Source organism: Nocardioides sp. QY071 (assembly GCF_029961765.1).
In the GTDB taxonomy this organism is placed as follows: Bacteria; Actinomycetota; Actinomycetes; order Propionibacteriales; family Nocardioidaceae; genus Nocardioides.
Map to the genome: position 1 here is coordinate 3,783,922 of NZ_CP124681.1, position 14,766 is coordinate 3,798,687.

Here is a 14,766-nt window from a genome sequence, read left to right on the forward strand (position 1 = left end):
ATCGTGCCTCAGCGAGCTGACATGCCACTGTCGGCGGCGAGAACCTGACCGGTGATCTGGTCCGCGTTGTCCGAGGCAAGGAAGACGACCGCGTCAGAGATGTGGCGCGACTCGCCGCGCCACTTCGGACCGGGCATGTTCTGCTGTGAGGACAGCTCTTCGTATGCCTCCTGCGGTGTCATGCCGAACTGGCCGGCAAGAGCGGTGAGCATCCCCGAGCCCTGTCCGTCGCCGGGGCGGATCGTGGGCGGCGAAACCGCATTGACATTGATGCCGAACTCAGCCAGCTCCATTGCCCATGCGCTGGTCAGTCCGTTCACCGCATATTTGGATGCCACATAAGGCGAAAGGTTGGCAACGCCGGCGGCGGTGACCCCCGAGGAGATGTTGATGATCTTTCCGAATCGAGCGGCGATCATCGCTGGAGCGACATATTTGGTGACGAGGATGGGCCCGCGAACGTTGGTGTCGAGAACGAGATCGATATCCTCTACTCGGATCTCCTGAATAGACCCGGCAAGGCCCACAGCCGCGTTGTTGACCAAAATATCGATACGGCCGTCGAAGAATGCCAACGCCTTGGAGACGGCGGCCTCGACTTGAGCTTCGTCTCGGACGTCACACGGAAGTCCCAGACAACGGACTCCACGCTCCTCCACTGCCGTGATCGTCGCCTCCATCATCTCGGCGGTCGCCAGCGGATAAGCCCCCTCGACCGGAGCGACGACGTCGAGGACCGCAATGTCGCACCCGGCATCTGCCAGGGCAAGCACGTGGCTGAATCCCTGGCCTTTGGCTCCACCGGTGACGATAGCGTTTCTTCCCTTGAGACCACGAAGCGTGGACACGGTTGCCTCCTGTGCAGAATGGGTGATCCATGACGCCGCGTTGCCCCGGCGAAGGCGGATGCGCCTCGAGATCGGAATCGGCGTCCATAGCGTGCAGTGCGCCGCCCTGGGTTGTATTTCCAATCCTCGGCCGGACAACTGCGAGGTGACGAAGATAACCACTCGAACTCGTCGGCTGCCAATGCCGAGTGCCGATAGATGCTATGGCTGAGTGGAATGGCAGGAATCTCCCACGAACCACGCGAATTCAGTAAGGTGCGCCGGGTGTTCGCCGTTTACGCTGAATCATTTGATGAGAACGATCCGCTGACTGGCCTCGTTGTCGGGGAACGCCCGGATCCTGAGGTCCCTGAGGGATGGACCGTCGTCACCGTGAGAGCGGCATCTCTCAACCACCACGATCTCTTCTCGCTGCGTGGCGTAGGACTCGGCGAGGACGCCCTGCCCATGATTCTGGGTTGCGACGCGGCTGGCATTGACGAAGACGGCCGAGAGGTGGTCGTGCACGCAATCATCGGCAACCCCTCCTGGGTCGGCGACGAGACGCTGGATCCCCACCGGTCCCTCCTGTCCGAGCGCCACCCGGGCACCTTCGCCGAGAGGGTCGCCGTGCCCCGTCGAAACGTTGTCGTCAAGCCAGCGTCCCTGTCGTTCGAGGAGGCGGCGTGCCTCCCGACGGCATGGCTCACGGCCTACCGCATGCTGTTCACCCGCGGCGGGGTGGTTCCGGGCGAGACGGTGCTGGTCCAGGGCGCGGGCGGCGGCGTCTCCACAGCTGCGATCACGCTCGGCCGCGCTGCCGGCGTTCGTGTTCTGGTGACCAGCCGGGACGCGGCCAAGGCGCAGCGCGCGGTCGAGCTCGGCGCACATGAGGCCTTCGAACACGGTGCGCGTCTGCCGGTGAAGGTCGATGCGGTGCTCGACACCGTGGGAAGGGCGACGTGGTCACACTCGATTCGCGCCTTGAAGCCCGGTGGGCGCCTCATCACGTCGGGGACGACGTCCGGCCCCGACCTGGAGAGCGCCGAGCTGACGCGGATCTTCTTCCTGCAGCTGAGCGTCGTCGGGTCGACCATGGGCACTCGAGGAGAGCTCGTTCGAATGTTGTCTCTGCTCGACGCCTCCGGAGCCCGTCCGCTGATCCATCAGGCGATGCCGTTCGAGCGGGCCCGAGAGGGATTCGCTGCGATGGCACACGGCGATCTCTTCGGCAAGATCGTCTTCACGACTGCCCCCAGCCAGTGGTGAGGTCCGTGCAAGTAGGTCGGCGGCGCAGCACGAGTGGCGCAGCCTGTGCTGACGATGCGGTCGCGGTGGTGCCGTCATGAGCGTGCTCGACGTGCGTCGCCGCGGCGCGGTGTTGCAGCTGACGATGAACCGGCCGGCACACCGCAACGCGTTGGACCGCAGTTTGACCGACGCGCTCTCAGCGGCGTTCGACCAACTGGATGACGACCCCACGCTCCGGGTGGGTGTGCTGGTTGGAAACGGCCCCGCGTTCTGCGCGGGTACCGACCTCCACGATCCGGTGAGCCCGGCTACCGACCGCGGGGGCGAGTACGGCCTCATCCGGCGTAGCCGAAGGACCCCGCTCATCGCTGCTGTCGAAGGCGCGGCACTTGGCGGAGGCTTCGAGCTGGTGCTGGCCTGCGACCTCGTCGTAGCAGGTTCCGACGCCAGGTTCGGTCTGCCCGAGGTGGCGCTGGGCCTGGTCCCGACCTGCGGCGGTCTGTTCCGCACCCAAGACCGGCTACCGCCGGCCATAGCTGCCGAGCTGATCTTGACCGCAGACCCGCTCTACGCCGAGCGCGCTCATCAGGTCGGCCTGGTCAACGTGCTCGCCGAGCCGGGCCATGCGCTCAGCCGGGCCCATGAACTGGCTGCCCGCATCATCCGCAACTCCCCCGACGCCGTCTCCGCAGCGCTTCGGGCATGGCACGCCGCACGCGGCCCGGCCGAAGCCACGGGTTGGACCGCGACCGACCACGCCATCGCCACCGTGGACCTCTCGCCCGACTCGGCCGAGGGCGTGCGGGCGTTCTTCGAGAAGCGTGCACCCCGCTGGCGCCGCTGAGCGGCGAGGCGCAAAGGTCCAGCTCCACTATCGGCAACCCCGAACGCGGTGCAGGTCCACGTTCCGCGCCCGGCCATCCACGGCGGACGGTGGCGGACCAGCGGCTCGAGGGCGTCTGCTCCCGACTCCCAGGGCAACAGCCCCCACGCCAGCAGGCAGCAGGAGGAAGGGGCCGGAGGCAAGCAGGAGGATCCCGAGCAGGACCGAGGCGACACCCGCGACGCGGCGCGGGCCATCGCGCAGGAGCCACACGGCAGCCGCGGTGCCTGCGAGTGACACCGAGATGAGCAACGCAGAGGTGCCCCGGACGAGCCAGTCGACAGTGACGGCATCCGCGGCGACCGGTATCGCCACGATCGTGCAACAGCCGGCGAGGAAGGCGAGGCTTCGACGAGGTTCGCGGCCCGGAGTCGTCCGCCCCACCAAGACCCTGGGGAGCATGCCACTCGTGCCCAGGGCAGCGCCCAACCGCGCGCCGCTGGCGAGGTAGACGTTGATCGCCCCTGACGTCAGCAGCAGTGCGGCCACCGCGGTGAACGCCGTGCCGACCGGCCCGAAGGCGCCGCGCATGAGCACGAGCAGCGGCACCGGCGTGTCGCCGGCGGCGTCACCGAGGACCCCGACGGCGACGAGGGCGAGTCCCGAGTAGAGCAGGATGATGACGCCGAGGGCGAGCAGAGTGGAACGACGCAGAGTTCGTCGTGGATCTCGCAGATCCGCGGAGAGGTGGGTCGCCGCCTCCCATCCGGCGAAGGCGAAGAACAGGAGGCTGGCCGCCGTACCGACCCCGGTCCAGCCCCCCGGGGCGAAGGGCGAGAATGCCTCCGGCCGCATCCGCCCCAAGGAAACGGCGATCATCGGCACGAGCAGCGCCACCAGCACACCAGCGGTGATGACCTGGGTCCGCCCGGTGGCTCGCAGGCCGAGCGCGTTCACCGAGAACGACGCACCCAGGATCGCGGTACCGATCCAGAACGCGCGCTCGGGGGCCAGACCCAAGGCGGCCGCGACGTAGTGGCCACCCATCAGCGAGGCCGCCACCACACCGGTCGGTACGGCGGCGAGGAACCACCAGCCCACGGGCGCAGCACGGCGCGGACCGAAGGCGAGCGTCGCGAAATGCGCCACCCCTCCCCTGTCAGGCAGGGCGCCACCCAGCGCGGCGAAGGTTGTCGCAACGGGCACGCTGGCGCACAGGAGAAGCACCCAGGCCAACAGCGAGGAGGCTCCGGCCGCGTCAGCGGCCAGCGCCGGCAACGTCAGCACTCCGGGCCCCAGGACGGCACCGACGAGCATCACCGTGCCCGCGAGGACGCCGAGGCTGCCCGGCCGCGGCTCCGGCGCGCTCACGACAGGTCCTGACGTGGAACCACGGCGATCTTCTCCATACGCACCATCTCCTCGGGGCGAACATCTGTGCGGTCAGCAGCCCAAAAGGTAGGCAGCTGCACACTTCGATCGGCGCGGCTCCGAACAAGATTCCGAAAGGAGATAGTCTTGAGGACGTGGACGAACTTGATTCGGCGATCGTGGCCGAACTGCAGCGCGATGCGCGGCAGACCAATCGGGAGCTGGCTCGGCGGGTGGGCATCGCCCCTTCGACCTGTCTCGAGCGCGTGCGCCTGCTCCGCGCTCGCCAGGTCATCCGCGGCTACCACGCCCAGATCAGCTCCACGGCTCTCAATCGTGAGATCGAGGCATTCGTGTCAGCGCGCATCCGGCCGCTGAAGCGAGAGGTCATCGATGCGTTCAAGGCCGCCCTCATCGAGCTGCCCGAGGTCGTCGCCGTCTTCGTCATCGCCGGTGACGAGGACTTTCTCGTCCACGTCGCCGTGCAGGACATCGACCATCTTCATGCATTCCTCATCGACCGCCTCAGCCAACGTCGTGAGGTGGTGAGCTTCCGAAGCCAGATCGTCTATCAGAGCGTCGAGAAGCAGGTCCGGGAGCGCCTCCCGCCGTTGACACGCTGACGTCGCGCGCAGCTCGTGGAGCCGCCCGAGGGCGGCTCCACGAGCTGCGATCCGGCCAGTGGCTACTCGACCGCGAGCGCCGCTTCCGCAGGACGCCCACGTGTCACACGCCACGCGGGCAGCAACATCGCGCCGAGTGTGAGCAACACGGTGAAGGTGACGGTCGACGCATAGATCCACGGCGACCCGGCCGGCAGGATCGAGTCAAGGCGCTTGAGGCTGACCGGAGCCAGGATCGCCGTCGCCGCGGCCGTACCCAACGCCATCCCGCTCACAGCCACGATCGCGCCCTCGAGACCGACCATCGTCATCACCTGTCCGCGGGTCGAACCGGCCAACCGCTGCAGCCCGAGCTCACGTCGCCGTGCCATCATGCTCGATGCCAGGGTGTTGACCACCGTGATCGCGACGTACCCGGCGATCATGACCACCATGATGTAGATCGCGAAGTTCGCGGTCGACTTCTGGTCGTCGTACTCCTCGAGCAGGACCTCCCGGCCGGACACACTGACCCCGTCGCGTCCGGACGCCCAGGCGTCGAGCGTTGCTTCGAGCTGCGCGGGTCCGATGTTGTCGGCCGCCGTGACGAGAACCCGGTCCGCGACTCCCTGAGTGGTGTGGGCGGCCAGGGTGTCGGCGGGCAGCAGCAAGGTGTCGTAGTCCTCCGGCGCGGAGAACAGTGCCGCGACCTCCAGGTCCAGCGCCGTGTTGTCCCCCATCCGCAGGGTGATCGTGTCGCCGAGGCCGACCCCCAGCCGGTCGGCATGAGAGTCGTCGAGCGCGATCGTGTCGCCGCGCAGGTCGGTGAGCGCTCCGGCGGTGGTCTCGACGGGCGTCGTTGCGTCGGCGCCCTCGGCGGTGACGCCCTGAAGGGTCCAGCCCTCGTGCATCGGCGAGCTGTCCTTCGGCTTCTCGATGAACCCCACACTGTCGACGTACGCCGAGGCACCGGAGACGCCGGGGAGGTCGTTGATCTCGACCAGGACCTCTGGATCGAAGCCACCATCGGCCATCACGACGGCGTCCGCGACGAGGTTGTCGGCGAAACCACGGCGATCGGCCTCATCGTTCGTCGTCTGGAGGTACAACAGGCCCGTCGACACAGCGGTCAGCAAGATCACCGGCCCCATGACCGCAGCCAGCCGACCGCTGCGCCCCCGGGCGTTGAGGACGGCAAGCTGGCCGGTCACACCGCCCAGGGCACGCACGGGCCACTGGACCGCGAAGGTCGTGAGCCTCGTCAGTACGGGCGCCAACAGGGCCAGTCCGATGGCGAGGAGCAGCACAGCAGGTGCGCCCGTCGCAGGGGTGAGGGGGCCGCTCATGACCGTGATGGTCACCATGGTGAGAGCAATCCCGCCGGCGAGGACGACGAACGCCAGGAGGAGACGTGCACTGCCGATGAGCCTGCCCTCGACCTGGGCTTCCGCCAGTGCCTGCGTCGGCCGGACGCGCGAGGCCCTCCTTCCTGCGCCCAAGGCACCGACCAGTGCAGCGAGAATCGCCACGGCCATCGCAGCCACGGTCGGGACCCAGCCCTGGTGGAAGGTGACGCCCTCAGCGGCGATCCCGCGATCGGTGAGCTGGTCGAACACGAACTCACCCACGAACTGGCCGGGGAAGTAGGCCAGCGCAGTAGCTGTCACGGAGAGCATGAGCGTCTCACGGAAGATCAGCCGGCGCAGCTGACGCGGAGTCGCTCCCACGGCCCGCAACAGCGCCAGGTCCCGCTGGCGCTGGGCGATAGAGAGGGCGAGCATGGAGGCCACGCCGAAGACCGCTACCAGAAGCGCGAATGCGGTGAGGACCCCCGCGAGTGCCATCACCGTCACTCCGCTGGCCTTCGCCTCGCGCAGCTCCGCCTGTCCGCGCTCGTCACCGACGAGAGTGGTGGTCTGGTCGTCCAGCTCGGCGTCGATCCTCTCCCGCAGCTCGTCGATGTCGGTCCCGTCCTCGGCCACCACGCCGATCGCGTCGACAGTCCCGGGGGGCGCCTCACCCTCGAAGAAGAAGCTCTCTGTCTCGCGGACGCCGGGCATGGCCGCGACGGCGTCCGCGAGCCCGGCGTCGATGCGTACCCGCTCGGGCAGGATCGGCGGCTCGTCGGGGTCACCGCCTGCGTGGTGATACTCCTGGTCGCCGACCACGACGACGTCGGCGCCCGCCAGTTGATGAGCGGGCACGGCCGTGCGGATCCCCGTCTCGATCAGTCCACCGCACGCCATCACGATGACCGCGGCGGAGAACATCGCCAAGAAGGCAGCGGTGAACATGCCCGCCCGGAACCGCAGAGTGCGGAGTGCCAGTTGCAGCATCAGCGCTGCCCTCCACCGATCGTCGTGGACCGGGACCGCGACTGCTCGTCGGCGTACGCGCCCAGATGGGTCATGCGTTCGGCAACAGACTCCGCGGTCGGTGCGTGGAGCTCGCCGGCCAGCTGTCCGTCGGCAAGGAAGAGGACACGGTCCGCGTACGACGCCGCAACCGGGTCGTGGGTGACCATCACGATCGTCTGGCCGGCTGTCCGTGCCGCGTGCTGGAGGAGAACCAGGATGTCTCGCGCGGTCCTGGTGTCCAGCGCTCCGGTCGGCTCGTCGGCGAAGATGACGGCGGGGTCGGTGACCAGAGCGCGCGCGATCGCGACCCGCTGCTGCTGGCCGCCGGACAGCTCGGCGGGGCGCCGATGGCTCCGTCCTGCCAAGCCGACCTGCTCCAGGACGGTCGACGCCTGCCCCCGAGCGGGCTTGCGCCCGGCGAGCCGCAGCGGAAGCGTGACGTTCTGACGGACGGTCAGGACGGGGAGCAGGTTGAAGGACTGGAAGATGAAGCCGATGCGGTCGCGCCGCAGCTTCGTCAGCTCGGTCTCGTTCATCTCGCTGAGCTCGTGGTCCTCGAGCAGCACGGAGCCCGACGTCGGCTGGTCGAGACCTGCCGCGCACTGGAGCAGGGTGCTCTTGCCGGATCCTGAGGGCCCCATGATCGCGGTGAAGGTTCCTCGGCCGAACCGGGTCGTCACGCCGTCGAGCGCCACCACCTCGTTGTCGCGCTTGCCGTAGACCTTGCGGACGGCCGTCAGCCGCACCGCGTCGTCGCCTGTGATCTTCAACGTTCATTCCTCGGGGTTGCAGCCCGACCGGTGTCGGACGTTCTCCCTCAACCCTGTCGAGATCCGCACCGCGACACATCGTCGAGCGACACCGTTCCGGGCTGGTGCGTCCGGACCACCGGCCACGCTGCCCTGGTGCAGATGCACTAGAGAGTGCACCTGCTGAGCGAGCGTCCCCTACCCTGGCCGCGTGCTAGCGAGGCCGTGTCGGGACGGAGCGATCGCTGCTGCAGCGTTCGCGACCTGCTTGCTCGGCGGCGCGTTGCAGGTCGACGACACCGTCGCAGCGCCCCCCGCGATGGCGTACGCCGTCGCTGCGATCTCGTCCGCCCTCACCCTCGCGCGACATCGTGCCCCCGTCGCCACCTTGGCGGCCACGACCGTCTGCGGGATGCTCGTCGCGCCCCTGGGCCTGCTCCTGACGCCCCTCACCGTCGCGCCCGCCGTCATCAGTGCCTACTCGCTGGCCGTGCGCGCGGAGCGTCGTTCGGCGATCGCCGTACTGCTCCCCTGTGCGGCGCTGCTGGTCGTCCTCGCGCCGTTCGTCGAGGACGACGTCTCCTGGGAGGACGCGAGCAGGCTGGTGACCGTCGCCGCGGCCCCGCTCGTCGCGGCCGTGCTGGGACGTCTGACCAGGCACCGACGCGCCCACCTCGCGTTCATGGAGGAACGGGCGGTGCGGGCCGAAGAGGCCCAGCACAGCGAGGCGCGCCGCAAGGTTGCCGAGGAGCGGGTGCGCATCGCCCGTGAGCTGCACGACCTGGTGGCCCACCAGATCACTCTGGCGAACGCCCAGGCGAACGTGGCCGCACACCTCATCGACACCCACCCCGCTCAGGCCCGCGCAAGCCTCGACGAGCTGGTGAGGACCACGCGCCAAGCTCTCGACGAGCTGCGGGCCACGGTAGGGCTGCTCCGCCAGCGCGACGATGCGGCCGCTCCGGCCCAGCCCGCACCCGGGCTCGATCGTCTCCCGCAGCTCGTGGAGTCGTTCCGGCGCGCGGGGCTGCGGCTCTCAGTGCGCGAGGACGGCGTGGCCGTTCCACCATCGCCAGCGGTGGATCTCACCGCCTACCGGATCATCCAGGAGGCCCTGACCAACGTGACCAAGCACGCCGCTGCCGGTCGCGCCGACATCCTGCTCACGTGGAGCCGCGAGACGGTGACCATCACCGTCACCAACGACGGCCTCGGGTCCAGCACGCCGCCGGAGCACCCGGCCGGCTACGGTCTGATCGGGATGCGCGAACGCGCATCCGCGGTCGGCGGCCACCTCACCGCCGGCGTACAACCCGACGGAGGGTTCCACGTCGTCGCCCACCTACCCCTCCCCTCTGCGGGAGGCACCCCCGAGGGCCCAGCCGCGAGCGAGGACCGATGACGCAGGACGCACCACACGACGCACGGTCGGCCGGACGCAGTGGCGAGACCCTGCGGGTGGTGCTCGCCGACGACCAGGCGTTGCTCCGCGGGGCCTTCCGGACCCTGCTCGACAGTGCCGACGACATCGTCGTGGTCGGCGAGGCCGGGGATGGCAGGGCAGCGGTGGACCTCACCCGCCGCCTGCACCCGGACGTGGTGGTCATGGACATCCAGATGCCGGACGTGGACGGCCTCACCGCCACCGCGGAGATCTGCGCTGATCCCGATCTTCGTACCAGTCGCGTGCTGATCCTCACCACCTACGAGACCGACGAGTACGTCGCCGCGGCGCTCCGGGCCGGGGCCAGCGGCTTCGTCGGCAAGGGGATCGACGCCAACGGTCTGCTCGACGCGGTGCGAACCATCGCCGACGGGGAGGCCCTCTTGTCGCCGGCCGCGACCCGCTCACTCGTGGCCCGCTTCCTCGCCACGCCGGACAGCGCCGTTTCCCCCAGGGCGACCCTGCTGACCACGCTCACCCCGCGCGAGCGCGAGATGGTCGCGCTCGTCGCGACCGGACTCTCCAACCTGGAGATCGCCGACCGGATGTACCTCAGCCCCTTCACCGTTCGGGCGCACGTGCAGCGCGCCATGACGAAGCTCGAGGCACGTGACCGCGCCCAGCTCGTCGCCATCGCCTACCAGACCGGGCTGGCCCACACCGACCCACCACGCGATGCCGATCGAGGCTGACCCGAACACGGGTTCAGCGCACGCGAAGACGGTCTGCGATCGCGCCGAGGAAGGCAGCGAGCAGGGGGATCCAGACAGGGATCAACATGAAAGCGAACGTGGCTATCAAGGGCATCATTGCGCGCTCACCTCGTCGGGTCGTCAGTCTTGTGCAGCCGCTTCCGCGGCCCTCCGGGCGCGTCCGTGCGCGATCGGCGAGAGCCGATCCGCAGCGCGGAGAACCGATCCCGTGACCCACCCGCAGGCGTCGAGGCCTCGCCGCCCGTGGTGCAGCCACAACAGATCACACTAAACGCGAAGTGGACAATAATCAACGCATCGTCGAGTCAGGGCGCGATGGTCGATCGGGCGGGCGAGCAACGCGCGACTCAGGACGGAAGGCCTCCGGGCGCCCAGGCGCATTCACGGCTCTGCATCCGTGATCGCCTGCTCGGCCCGAGCTCGCTCCCCGAGGCGACCCTCGACCTCGACCGGCACCACGTCGATGCGCTGCTCGGGCGCCACCCGGTCCGGGTCCACATGAGCCTCGGACATAGCTCCGCCAGTGTCGAGATGCAGCGGACATCGAGGAGCTCCGCGGTCGGGATCTGACGAGACAGGCGATGAACCGGGCCCCCTCAAGGTTGAGCGTCTTCAGCGATCCGGGCCGTGCAGCGGCAGACGAACCGGCTCAGGGCTTGGGTCGGAGGCCGTGCATCAGGACGTCCAGCAAACGGTCAGCTCTGGCGCGGTGCTCGGGCAGGGGGGCGACGGTGAAGATGCCGATGAGGCTGGCGGCGATGTCCTCGGCGGTGACGTCGGAGCGAAGCTCACCTGTCGCATGGCCGGCGCCGGCGATGTCGTCGATCGTGGTGATCAGGTCGGTATGGGTCTGGGCATGGGCGATCTCGCCGGCCTCGATCATGGCGAGTAGCGTGCCGAGCATCCCTTCCTTGGTCGCGACCCAGTCGCCGAACAGGTCCATCCAGCGCCGTAGTGCCTCGGCCGGGGGAAGCTCTGCGAGCAGTTGGTGGGCGCCGTCGGTGAGCCGCTCCACCTGATCGCTGTAGACCGCGGCGACCAGGTCCTCGCGGGTAGGGAAGTGCCGGTAGAGGGTGGCGATGCCCACCCCGGCTTCGCGTGCGATCTCTCGCAGCGATGGCTCGGACTCGGCGGACGCGAAGACGCGGGTGGCCGCATCGAGGAGCTGCTTGCGATTGCGGGACGCGTCCGCGCGCGGCGAGTGGCTGTCTGACGTCGTCAAAACGGATCATGCTCCGGTTGTGTTAGGGTGGGTCAAACCGGAGCATAGTCCGTTTCTCCGTTCGAGTCTTCTTCAGGAAGTTGGATGATCATGACCACGTCGATCAGCAGCACCGGCCCCACCAGCAGGGCAGTTCAGTTCGTCGAGTCGTTCGGAGGGCCAGGTGCCCTGGTCCTCCACGACGTGCCCGTCCCGACCGCCGGCCCGGGCCAGGTCCGGGTGCGGGTCACCGCGGCCGGGTTGAACCCGATGGACTGGTTCATGACGTCCGACGCCGACGCTGCCGCGCGCTTCGGGCTGAGCCTGCCGTGCGGGTTCGGCAATGACTACGCCGGCGTCGTGGACGCTGTCGGCGAAGGTGTGACCGAGTTCAGGGTCGGCGACCGGGTGTTCGGGGGTGCGTTCTCGCGCAGTGTGGCCGACCACGTGGTCGTGGACGCACCCGGTCACATTGGCAAGGGTGGCGACGTTCACCGCACGCCGGAGGGCCTCGAGGACCGGGTGGCCGCCGCACTGTCCATCGCAGGGTGTACGGCGGCCGCGGCAGTGGCCGTGGTCGACCCCGGACCGTCGGACACGCTGCTGGTCGGCGGCGCGGGCGGTGGGGTCGGCGTGTTCGCCGTCCAGCTCGCCCGGCTCGCCGGCGCACGAGTCATCGGGACCGGCTCGGCGGCCTCGGCTGACGCCCTGCGGGCACTGGGGGCCGTGCCGGTCACCTACGGCGAGGGCCTCGCCGACCGGGTCCGCGACCTGGCTCCCGACGGCATCACCGCGGCCATGGACCTTCACGGCACGGACACCATCGAGGTGGCCCGCGAGCTAGGGGTACCGGACTCCCGCATGACCACGATCGCCGACGTCGTCGACGGCATCAGGCCGGCGAACGGCGCCAACGCCGAACCCGGCGCCATCGAGGAGATCGCGCGTCTGGTCGCCGAGGGCCGGCTCCGCGTGCCGATCGCGGCGACCTTCCCCGTCGATGAGATCCATGCCGCCGTCGAGCTGCAGGCGGGCCGGCACGTGCACGGCAAGGTCGTCATCGATCTCGCATGAGAGCCAGGAGAAGGGCCGAGTCCGTCCCGGGCGATCGGGACCACATCGATCGCGCCGTCTGGGTGACGGCGTTCACCATCATCGTCGGCGCGATGGCTGTCGTCTTCGACGCCACCATCGTCAGCGTCGCCATCCAGGACCTGACCACTGATCTTCGCGCGTCTCTCAGCACGATCCAGTGGGTGAGCACCGGCTACCTGCTCGCGATGTTCGTCACCATCCCCGTGGCCGGTTGGGCTCAGGCCGTCCTGGGCGGCAGGACCCTGTGGCTGGTGTCGCTGTCGACGTTCCTCCTCGGGTCGATCCTGTGCGCCGTCGCGTGGGACGCCCCCAGCCTGATCGTGTTCCGAGTCATCCAGGGCATCGGCGGCGGCGTCATGCTGCCGCTGATGACCACGCTGATCGTGCAGGCGGCGGGGGGTCGGAACGTCGGTCGGGTGATGGCCGCGATCACGCTGCCGACCACGCTCGGGCCGATCCTGGGGCCGGTGATCGGTGGAGGCATCCTGGCCCTCGCCGACTGGCGCTGGCTCTTCTCCGTCAACGTCCCCTTCTGCCTGATCGGCTTGTGGCTCGCCTGCCGCAACCTGCCCGCCGAGTCGCCCAGCCGCGGCGTACGTCTCGACGCGATCGGCCTCATTCTCGTTTCCCCGGGGATCACCGCACTCATCTACGGCCTGTCCCACGTGCCCGACAGCGGCGGTTTCAGCAGTGCGAGCGTCCTGGTCCCCGTCATCGGCGGCATAGTCCTCCTGCTCGCCTTCATCGTGTGGGCCCGCGCGCGTGGGGCCGATGCGCTCATCGACCTACGGTTGTTGCGCCATCTCCCGCTCGCGTCGGGATCGTTCCTGGGCTTCCTCGCCGGCGCCACGCTCTACGGCGCGATGTTCCTGCTACCGCTCTACTGGCAACAAGTCCGCGGCCAGGACGCACTCGGCGCGGGACTACTGCTCATCCCCCAGGGCGTCGGCACGCTGCTCGCGCGCAACCTCGCGGGCACGTACACCGACAGGTTCGGGCCGCGGTGGGTCGCGCTCGCCGGGTTCCTGGTCGTCACGGTCGCGACCATCCCCTTCGGCTTCGTCACCGGCGACACCAACTACGTCCTCCTCCTCGTCTCACTTCTGGTGCGAGGGTTCGGGATGGGCCTGGCAATCGTTCCACTGCTCGGTGCGTCCTTCATGGGCTTGACCCACGACGAGATCCCCAACGCCAGCATCATCACCAGAGTCGCCCAGCAGCTCGGAGGATCCATAGGAACGGCCCTGATCGCCGTCGTGCTCCAGCACGCTGGTAGCCACGACCCGGGCAGCGCTCACGGCTTCGGAAACGCCTTCTGGTGGGCGATCGCCTTCACCGCCGTGGCCACACCGCTATGCCTGCTACTCCCCGGCCGAGTGATCCCCGCACGGCCCACCCGCAAGCCACGGCGGAGCCCGGCGTCGAGTCGTCACATCCCGGTCACCGGTGCTGCAGAATCCGAGACTTGATCTGCGCGGACGCAACCGACCTCAATCCACGCCAGGCCCGTCGATCGGAAGACGGCCCGGCGGTGCAGGGGGCCTGGTAGCTCCGCTGACGAGTAGTACGGCTGGGATGCGGACATGTAGCTAAGCCCGCGCTCGGAACACGGGACACGTCGCTTGCACCGCATAGACTCGACGACCTCGCACTACGTGCGTCATGCCTCCTGCTCGCCTTCTCACATGTGCCGACCAGGGCGGATAAGCCGAGTTGTCAAACAACACGTAGGAAGATGCAAACTTTCTCTGCATCTCGACAGCCAGTTCACTCCCCTGAGTATGAGCCTCACCAGATCCCTCGCACCCCGCACTGTCGGAGCTTGATGGCCAGGCAGGTGTCCGATCCGGATCCGCCGCCCTGGCGTCTGAGAGACGTGATGGTTTTGCACACGCTGACCGCGCCGCGACGGGTACGCATAACCTGACCCGTCAGGTCGCCGTGCATGACCCGACCGACCGCGGGGCACGCTGGGCTGGCCGACTACTACGCCGCGAAGGGCGAATCACCGGGCCGCTGGTTCGGCGCCGCGCTCGGCGCGCTCGACCTCGAGATCGGCTCGCAGGTCGCCGAGACGCACATGCGAAACCTGCTCGGCGAGGGCCGCCACCCCGACGCAGAGCGGCTGGAGAACGCGGCCCTCGATGAGGGCAAGAGTGTCGAGCAGGCCAACACGGCGTCCCAGTTCGGGCGCTTCGCGCCAACTACCTGGGCAACCAGCCCGAGTTCATCCGGGAGACCGCCAAGCGCTACATCGCCTACAACCTAGGCCACGGTGAGCACTGGAAGACTCCGGTCCCGGCCGAGGAACGCGCCCGAATCCGCACCGAACT

At 68.7% G+C, this 14,766-nt stretch carries 14 protein-coding genes; 8 read left to right on the forward strand and 6 right to left on the reverse strand.

The features are described from left to right. Positions 1-8: 8 nt before the first annotated feature. Positions 9-848, reverse strand: coding sequence for an SDR family NAD(P)-dependent oxidoreductase (locus tag QI633_RS18250; protein WP_282426643.1), 840 nt, complete (start codon positions 846-848; stop codon positions 9-11). Positions 849-1,112: 264 nt separating this feature from the next. On the opposite strand from QI633_RS18250, the gene QI633_RS18255 reads away from it, so the two are divergent. Both QI633_RS18255 and QI633_RS18260 read left to right on the forward strand, forming a co-directional pair. Continuing rightward, entirely contained in the window at positions 1,113-2,096 is a 984-nt protein-coding gene (locus tag QI633_RS18255) for a zinc-binding dehydrogenase (RefSeq protein WP_282426644.1), read from the forward strand. A gap of 76 nt (positions 2,097-2,172) precedes the next feature. Beyond that, positions 2,173-2,922, forward strand: coding sequence for an enoyl-CoA hydratase-related protein (locus QI633_RS18260; RefSeq protein ID WP_282426645.1), 750 nt, complete (start codon positions 2,173-2,175; stop codon positions 2,920-2,922). A gap of 27 nt (positions 2,923-2,949) precedes the next feature. On the opposite strand, the gene QI633_RS18265 is transcribed toward QI633_RS18260, so the two are convergent. Further along, on the reverse strand, positions 2,950-4,272 hold the full coding sequence (locus tag QI633_RS18265; protein ID WP_282426646.1) for an amino acid permease: 1,323 nt from the start codon (positions 4,270-4,272) through the stop codon (positions 2,950-2,952). A 155-nt stretch (positions 4,273-4,427) separates the two neighbouring features. Between QI633_RS18265 and QI633_RS18270 the strand changes: the two genes are divergently transcribed. Continuing rightward, positions 4,428-4,895 carry an Lrp/AsnC family transcriptional regulator gene (locus QI633_RS18270; RefSeq protein WP_282426647.1) on the forward strand — a complete coding sequence of 156 codons (468 nt, stop codon included), beginning with the start codon at positions 4,428-4,430 and terminating at the stop codon, positions 4,893-4,895. A 62-nt stretch (positions 4,896-4,957) separates the two neighbouring features. Here the strand turns inward: QI633_RS18270 and QI633_RS18275 are convergent, their stop codons facing one another. Both QI633_RS18275 and QI633_RS18280 read right to left on the reverse strand, forming a co-directional pair. Next, the gene (locus tag QI633_RS18275) at positions 4,958-7,210 is read right to left on the reverse strand and encodes an ABC transporter permease (protein WP_282426648.1); all 2,253 of its coding nucleotides are present in this window, start codon (positions 7,208-7,210) and stop codon (positions 4,958-4,960) included. Then, complete coding sequence (locus QI633_RS18280) at positions 7,210-7,995, reverse strand: ABC transporter ATP-binding protein (RefSeq protein WP_349016734.1); 786 nt, start codon at positions 7,993-7,995, stop codon at positions 7,210-7,212. Before QI633_RS18280 ends, QI633_RS18275 begins: the two co-directional genes overlap by 1 nt. A gap of 196 nt (positions 7,996-8,191) precedes the next feature. Here QI633_RS18280 and QI633_RS18285 point away from each other — a divergent pair, with 196 nt between their 5' ends. Together QI633_RS18285 and QI633_RS18290 are read left to right on the forward strand one after the other, a co-directional pair. After that, a complete protein-coding gene (locus QI633_RS18285; protein ID WP_282426650.1) occupies positions 8,192-9,382 on the forward strand; it encodes a sensor histidine kinase in 1,191 nt (396 codons plus the stop codon). Next, on the forward strand, positions 9,379-10,116 hold the full coding sequence (locus QI633_RS18290) for a response regulator transcription factor (protein WP_282426651.1): 738 nt from the start codon (positions 9,379-9,381) through the stop codon (positions 10,114-10,116). Before QI633_RS18285 ends, QI633_RS18290 begins: the two co-directional genes overlap by 4 nt. A 402-nt stretch (positions 10,117-10,518) precedes the next feature. Here the strand turns inward: QI633_RS18290 and QI633_RS18295 are convergent, their stop codons facing one another. Together QI633_RS18295 and QI633_RS18300 are read right to left on the reverse strand one after the other, a co-directional pair. Further along, the gene (locus QI633_RS18295; protein ID WP_282426652.1) at positions 10,519-10,650 is read right to left on the reverse strand and encodes a hypothetical protein; all 132 of its coding nucleotides are present in this window, start codon (positions 10,648-10,650) and stop codon (positions 10,519-10,521) included. Positions 10,651-10,786: 136 nt separating this feature from the next. Then, on the reverse strand, positions 10,787-11,359 hold the full coding sequence (locus QI633_RS18300; protein ID WP_282426653.1) for a TetR/AcrR family transcriptional regulator: 573 nt from the start codon (positions 11,357-11,359) through the stop codon (positions 10,787-10,789). A gap of 90 nt (positions 11,360-11,449) precedes the next feature. Between QI633_RS18300 and QI633_RS18305 the strand changes: the two genes are divergently transcribed. The 3 genes from QI633_RS18305 to QI633_RS18315 all read left to right on the forward strand — a co-directional run bounded on the left by QI633_RS18305 (position 11,450) and on the right by QI633_RS18315 (position 14,702). Then, a complete protein-coding gene (locus QI633_RS18305) occupies positions 11,450-12,412 on the forward strand; it encodes an NADP-dependent oxidoreductase (RefSeq protein ID WP_282426654.1) in 963 nt (320 codons plus the stop codon). A 62-nt stretch (positions 12,413-12,474) separates the two neighbouring features. Next, positions 12,475-13,902 (forward strand): DHA2 family efflux MFS transporter permease subunit, encoded by a 1,428-nt coding sequence (locus tag QI633_RS18310; RefSeq protein ID WP_282429314.1) that lies wholly within the window; start codon positions 12,475-12,477, stop codon positions 13,900-13,902. Positions 13,903-14,378: 476 nt separating this feature from the next. Beyond that, entirely contained in the window at positions 14,379-14,702 is a 324-nt protein-coding gene (locus QI633_RS18315; protein ID WP_282426655.1) for a relaxase domain-containing protein, read from the forward strand. Positions 14,703-14,766 lie beyond the last annotated feature (64 nt).

What these genes read in the sequence shown, in the direction of transcription:
- QI633_RS18295 (WP_282426652.1), bottom strand. Translation starts at nt 10,650, where the DNA reads ATGTCCGAGGCTCATGTGGACCCGGACCGGGTGGCGCCCGAGCAGCGC.
- QI633_RS18315 (WP_282426655.1), top strand. Translation starts at nt 14,379, where the DNA reads ATGACCCGACCGACCGCGGGGCACGCTGGGCTGGCCGACTACTACGCC.
- QI633_RS18260 (WP_282426645.1), top strand. Translation starts at nt 2,173, where the DNA reads ATGAGCGTGCTCGACGTGCGTCGCCGCGGCGCGGTGTTGCAGCTGACG.
- QI633_RS18290 (WP_282426651.1), top strand. Translation starts at nt 9,379, where the DNA reads ATGACGCAGGACGCACCACACGACGCACGGTCGGCCGGACGCAGTGGC.
- QI633_RS18275 (WP_282426648.1), bottom strand. Translation starts at nt 7,210, where the DNA reads ATGCTGCAACTGGCACTCCGCACTCTGCGGTTCCGGGCGGGCATGTTC.
- QI633_RS18305 (WP_282426654.1), top strand. Translation starts at nt 11,450, where the DNA reads ATGACCACGTCGATCAGCAGCACCGGCCCCACCAGCAGGGCAGTTCAG.